Origin of the sequence: Rhizobacter sp. (assembly GCF_035702065.1) — a bacterium.
Taxonomy (GTDB): domain Bacteria; phylum Pseudomonadota; class Gammaproteobacteria; order Burkholderiales; family Burkholderiaceae_C; genus Rhizobacter.
This window is the reverse complement of sequence record NZ_DASSRA010000427.1, coordinates 1-5,806: the sequence shown is the minus strand read 5'-3', so window position 1 is coordinate 5,806 and position 5,806 is coordinate 1. Positions and strand designations below refer to the sequence as shown.

Sequence of the window (5,806 nt, the reverse complement as noted above, 5' to 3'; positions counted from 1 at the left end):
CGGTGGAGACGGTCGACGAGAACTACGACGTGAGCATCATCCAGGTGGGCAAGCAGCCCCTGGAGGGCGATTTCGTGGCCCGCTTGCTGGCGCATTCCGAAGTCATCACCTGCGCCTCACCCAGCTACCTCGACCGCAATGGCCGCCCGAAGCACCCGCGCGAGCTGATCGAGCACGACACCATGCTGCCCAGCCATGCGCGCGAGATCACCTTCCAGCACGGCGCGATCCAGGGCGACGATGAGCCCCCCGGCGAGTCGCTCACGCTGACGCCGGGCCGGCCTGCGCTGAGTTCGGTGCACGGCGACACCATCTATGCCGCAGCACTCGCCGGCATGGGCATCTCGGGCCTGCCCTCCTACGTCGTGGAGACGGCCCTGCGCGACGGCAAGCTCGAACGCGTACTGCCCGAGTGGCGCGTGCTGACGGTGCGCGTCTACGCCGGCATGCCCACGCGCAAGTACGTGCCGGCGCGCACGCGCGCGTTCATCGACTTCCTGGTGAAGAGCTTCGGCGGCCGCGAACACGACCCATGGCTGCAGGCGGCCGGGTGCGAAACGCCCTGCGGTGCGGTGAAGCCCGCTCAGTAGAAGTCGTCGCTCCGCTAGTCAGTAGAAAACGTCGCGTCGCGACGTGCCCATCAGCGGTTCGAGCAGATGGGCCAGCGGGCCCAGGCCGTTGTAGCGCGTGGCCACCTTGTGCGCGTAGGCAAAGAAGCGCGGCAGGTCTTCGGTGTACTTGGGCTTGCCGTCGCGGTGCTTCAGGCGACAGAAGATGCCCAGCACCTTGAGGTGGCGCTGCAGGCCCATCCACTCCACCTGCTTCCAGAAGATGCCGAAGTCGTCGGGGAGCGGCAGCCCGGCCTTGCGGGCTTGCTGCCAGTAGCGCACGGCCCAGTCGATCTCCTGCTCTTCTTCCCAGGAGATGAAGGCGTCACGCAGCATCGAGGCCACGTCGTAGCTGATGGGGCCGCGTACGGCGTCCTGGAAATCGAGGATGCCGGGGTTGCCCTGCTCGGCGGGGCAGACCATCAGGTTGCGCGGCATGTAGTCGCGGTGCACGGCCACGGTGGGCTGGTCGAGCGCGCTGGCCACGAGCAGGTCGCAGACCTTCTGCCACTTGGCGTGCTGTTCGGCGGTCCAGGTGACGCCGTGCTCGCGCGCCACGCACCAGTCGGGGAAAAGGGCCAGTTCTCGGCGCAGCAAGGCGTCGTCGTAGGGCGGAAGCACGCTCGCGTCGGCGCGGCTTTGCCATTGCACCAGCGCCACCGTGGCGTCGTGCATCAGCGAAGCGATGCGGCGCTGGTCGGCCTGCGCCTTTGCTTCCTGCAAGGCCTGCAGGTAGAGCTGGGAGCCCAGGTCGCTGAGCAGCAGGAAACCGTGCTCCACGTCCTGCTCCAGCACGCGCGGTGCATTCAGGCCGGCACCTTCGAACATCGCGGCCAGCGTGATGAAGGGACGCACGTCCTCCTGCGGCGGAGGCGCGTCCATCACGATGAAGGATTGGCCCGCTGTGCCGTCGATGCGGAAGTAGCGGCGAAAGCTCGCGTCGGCGCTGGCCGCGCGCAGGCTGGCCGGCTGCAGGGCGTGGCGCGGCGTGACGGCGGTCAGCCACTGGCTGAACAGCGCACGGCGCGTCTCGTCGGCCCAGGCAATGGCATCGGGGGTGGCAGGCTGTGTGGACATGGCGACGATGGGGGAAGTGAGAGGCGCGAAGCGAAGGCCCTCGTTGATAATCGATTCTACAAATCGCGTCGGGCCCGGCCTTTGCCGAAACGCCCCACCAGGCGCTCAGCCACCCACGAACCCGCTCGCCTCCGTTGCACTCCGTTCCTTCACACCACCGCGCCGTCGCAGCCTGCCTCGCGGCCGGCTGGCTCACCGCGGGCCACATCACCGCGGCGTGGCCGCAGGCTGCCGACACCCGGCTGCCGGTGACGGTCGACGCCGCCGAGATCCGCGCGAGGCCCGACGCCGACGTGTCGGCCGAAGGTGAGGTGGTGCTGCGCCAGGGCCCGACCGAGATCCACGCTGACAAGCTGAACTACGACCAGCGCACCGACGTGGCCCGCGGCACCGGCAAGGTCCGCATCTCGCGCGACGGCAACGTGTACAGCGGTCCCGAGTTGCAGCTGCAGCTGCAACGCTTCGAGGGCTACTTCATCAGCCCGACCTATTTCTTCTCGCGCACCGAGGCCGGCGGCACCGCGTCGCGCGTCGACTTCCTGGGCCGCGACCTGGCCGTGACCACCGGCGCCACCTACACCAGCTGCCCTCGCGATGGCCCGGACGAGCCGGCCTGGGTGCTGTCGGCCGACCGCGTGAAGATGGACTTCGCCACCAACGAGGGCGAAGCCGATGGCGCGGTGCTGCGCTTCTACGGCGTGCCCATCCTGGCGGCGCCGCACCTGAGCTTCCCGCTCAGCGACGACCGCAAGTCGGGCTGGTTGCCGCCCACGACCGGCCTGGACAGCAAGAGCGGCCTGCTGCTGGCCGTGCCCTACTACTGGAACCTCGCCCCCAACCGCGACGCTACGCTCACCCCCATCGTCTACAGCAAGCGCGGCGTCGGCCTGGGCACCGAGTTCCGCTACCTGGAGCCCAGCTACGCCGGCACACTCAACCTCAACGTGCTGACCAACGACCGGCTGACCGGTCATTCGCGCGGCTCGCTGGGCCTGGAGCACGAAGGTGTGTGGTGGCGCGACGGGGTGTACAAGGCCACCGTCGCGCGCGTCTCCGACGACGACTACTGGAAGGAGTTCCCGCACGACTGGCCCGGCCTGACGCCCCGCCTGCTGGCCGCCGACGTGCAGGCCAGCAAGGGCTTTGGCAGCTGGAACACCTATGCGCGTGTGCTGCGCTGGCAGGTGCTGCAGAACCCGCTGTCGCAGGACACGAAGGAGCAGATCTACCCCGTGCCCTACGACCGCGAGCCACAGATCGGCGCGCGCGGCACGCAGAACCTGGGCAGCGGCTTCGAGTTTGCTCTGGAGACCGAATACAACCGCTTCAGCAACCCCGACGGCACCATCCAGCCCGTGATCAACGGCATCGTTCAGCCCGTGCCCATCACCGGCTCGCGCTTGCACGCGCTGGGCTCCCTGAGCTGGCCCTATGTCACGCCAGGCTGGACGCTGGTGCCCAAGGTGTCGGTGAATGCCGCCGCGTACGAGGTCGACCGCCCGCTGACCGACGGCCGCTACGCCGGCCAGACGCGCTTCAACCGCGCCATCCCGACCTTCAGCCTGGACAGCGGCTGGACGCTGGAGCGCGAGACCGAGTGGTTCGGCCGTGCCACGCGGCAGACGCTGGAACCTCGCCTGCTGTTCGTCAGAACACCGTTCAGCGACCAGGCCGGGCTGCCGAACTTCGACTCGGCGGCCAAGGACTTCAACTTCGACTCGATCTACACCGACAACGCCTTCTCCGGCATCGACCGGGTGTCGGACGCAGCCCAGCTCACCGCCGGCGTGACAACACGCGTGGTCGACGCCCAGACGGGCGCCGAGGCCTTTCGCCTGGGCATCGCACAGCGCTTCCTGTTCTCCGACCAGTACGTCACCGCGGAGGGCACGCCTTCCACCCAGCGGGTGTCCGACCTCCTGCTGGTGGGTTCAACCACCCTGGTTCCCCAGTGGCAGCTGAGCGCCGGCGTGCAGTACAGCCCCAACATCGAACGCACCGTGCGCTCGGTGCTGGGGGCGCGCTACTCGCCAGGCCCGTATCGCACCCTCAATGCGGCCTATCGGTTCAAGAGGGATACGTTTTCACCGAGCGCCGACGGCAGTGGAACCCTCGTGAGCAACAACGACGGCAGCGAACAGGTGGAACTCGGCTGGCAGTGGCCGATCTATGGGCCAGTGCGCACCCCGGGCGTTCGCAACATGGCACAGAACGGCAGTTGCTCGGGCACCTGGTACAGCGTGGGCCGCCTGAACTACAGCCTGCGCGACAGCCGCATGACCGATGCCGTGCTGGGCTTCGAGTACGACGCTGGCTGCTGGATCGGCCGCATGGTGGCCAAGCGCCTGTCCACCAGTCAGGCCGAAGCCACGACCCAATTGGGCTTTGAAATCGAGTTCGTGGGCTTGTCCCGCCTGGGCACCAACCCGCTGAAGGTCTTGAAGGACAATATCCCTGGCTACCGTCTGCTGAGAGACGACTCCCCCATTGACGGCAATCGGCCGACCGCTCCCTGAAATACCCCATGAGATTGATCCTCCCCCGGCTTCGTTCTGCCCTGTTGTCGTCACTCCTCGTGGCCAGCCTGGCGCCGTCGGCGCTGGCCCAGTCGCAGCGCGCGAACGCCTCGCGCACCGCCGACTACATCATCGCCATCGTCAACCAGGAGCTGGTGACCGCAGGCGAAGTGCAGCAGCGCATCGACCAGGTGCGCGAGAACGCCCGCCGCAGCGGCATGCGTCTGCCACCTGAAGACGAGCTGCGCCGCGGCGTGCTGGAGGCACTCATCAGCGAGCGGGCCCAGATCACCAACGCGCGCGAAAGCGGCACGCGGGTCGACGATGCCGAAGTCGAGCGTGCCATCGCCAACGTGGCGGCACAGAACCAGCTGACCCCCGCCCAGCTGCGCGAGCGCTTGGCGCGCGAAGGCATGGACTACGCGCGCTTTCGCAAGAACATCCGCGAACAGCTGATGATGGAACGCACACGCGAACGCGAGGTGCAGGCCCGCATCCGCATCTCCGACACCGAGATCGAGAACTGGCTCGAGGCGCAACGTACCGCAGCGGGCTCGGCCAGCGAATACAACATCGCCCAGGTGCTGGTCACCGTGCCCGAAGGGGCGACCGACACCGTCGTGGCCGAACGCCGCGCCCGTGCCGAAGCCGCTCTGGCCCGCATCCGCGGCGGCGAGGCCTTCGACGCCGTGGCCCGTGAGGTGTCCGAAGACACCAACCGCGCCAAAGGCGGTGAGATCGGCCTGCGCCCGGCCAATCGGCTGCCCGACGTGTTCCTCGACGCCGTGCGGCCGCTGAAGGCCGGCCAGGTGTCGCCGGCCGTGCTGCGCACCGGCGCGGGCTTCCACATCCTCAAGCTGCTCGAACGCAACGAAGCCGGCGCGCTGTCGATCACCCAGACGCGGGCGCGCCACATCCTGCTGCGCATCTCGCCGCAGTGGACGCAAGACGCGGCCTCGCGCCGCCTGTTGGAGTTCAAGCGCCAGATCGCAGGCGGTGCGCGCACTTTCGAGCAACTCGCACGCGACAACTCCGAAGACGGCAGCGCGCCCCAGGGCGGCGACCTTGGCTGGGCCTCGCCCGGCAACTTCGTCCCCGAGTTCGAGCAGGCCATGAACGCGCTGCCGATCGGAGGCATCTCGGATCCGGTGGTGTCGCGTTTCGGTGTGCACCTGATCCAGGTGGTCGAGCGCCGCAAGACGGCGCTCGACGCCAAGCAGCAGCGTGAGCAGGCCCGCGCTGCCCTGCGCGAACAGAAGTTCGAGACTGCCTACAACGACTGGGTGCGCGACCTGCGCGACCGCGCCTATGTGGAGATGCGCGAGCCGCCTCCCTGATCGCGCAGCCTCGGTCCCCTTCGTGAAACACATTCCACGCAAGCGCTTCGGCCAGCATTTCCTCGCTGACGAGGCGGTGATCGACGGCATCATCGATGCCATCAACCCTCAGCCCGGCCAGGCTTTGGTCGAGATCGGCCCCGGTCTGGGCGCCATGACCCTGCCGCTGGCGGCACGCAGCGAGCACCTCACCGTGATCGAGCTGGACCGCGACTTGGCCGCCCGCCTGCGCAAGCGGCCCGAGCTGACCGTCGTCGAATCCGACGTG

At 68.3% G+C, this 5,806-nt stretch carries 5 protein-coding genes; 4 read left to right on the top strand and 1 reads right to left on the bottom strand.

From position 1 onward, the window contains the following. The coding region (locus VFL64_RS18860; RefSeq protein WP_489541921.1) for a substrate binding domain-containing protein at positions 1-590 on the top strand (590 nt) is incomplete at its 5' end. 18 nt (positions 591-608) lie between these two features. Here VFL64_RS18860 and VFL64_RS18855 read toward each other — a convergent pair. Continuing rightward, on the bottom strand, positions 609-1,685 hold the full coding sequence (locus VFL64_RS18855) for an aminoglycoside phosphotransferase family protein (RefSeq protein ID WP_489541920.1): 1,077 nt from the start codon (positions 1,683-1,685) through the stop codon (positions 609-611). A gap of 134 nt (positions 1,686-1,819) precedes the next feature. Here VFL64_RS18855 and VFL64_RS18850 point away from each other — a divergent pair, with 134 nt between their 5' ends. The 3 genes from VFL64_RS18850 to VFL64_RS18840 form a co-directional block, all read left to right on the top strand. Further along, positions 1,820-4,201: an LPS-assembly protein LptD gene (locus tag VFL64_RS18850; protein WP_489541919.1), complete on the top strand. Its 2,382-nt coding sequence runs from the start codon at positions 1,820-1,822 to the stop codon at positions 4,199-4,201. A 44-nt stretch (positions 4,202-4,245) separates the two neighbouring features. Then, positions 4,246-5,538 (top strand): peptidylprolyl isomerase, encoded by a 1,293-nt coding sequence (locus VFL64_RS18845; protein ID WP_489541918.1) that lies wholly within the window; start codon positions 4,246-4,248, stop codon positions 5,536-5,538. 22 nt (positions 5,539-5,560) lie between these two features. Continuing rightward, positions 5,561-5,806, top strand: a 246-nt coding sequence (locus VFL64_RS18840; protein ID WP_489541917.1) for an rRNA adenine N-6-methyltransferase family protein, incomplete at its 3' end; no start/stop codon positions are given.

What these genes read in the sequence shown, in the direction of transcription:
- VFL64_RS18855 (WP_489541920.1), bottom strand. Translation starts at nt 1,685, where the DNA reads ATGTCCACACAGCCTGCCACCCCCGATGCCATTGCCTGGGCCGACGAG.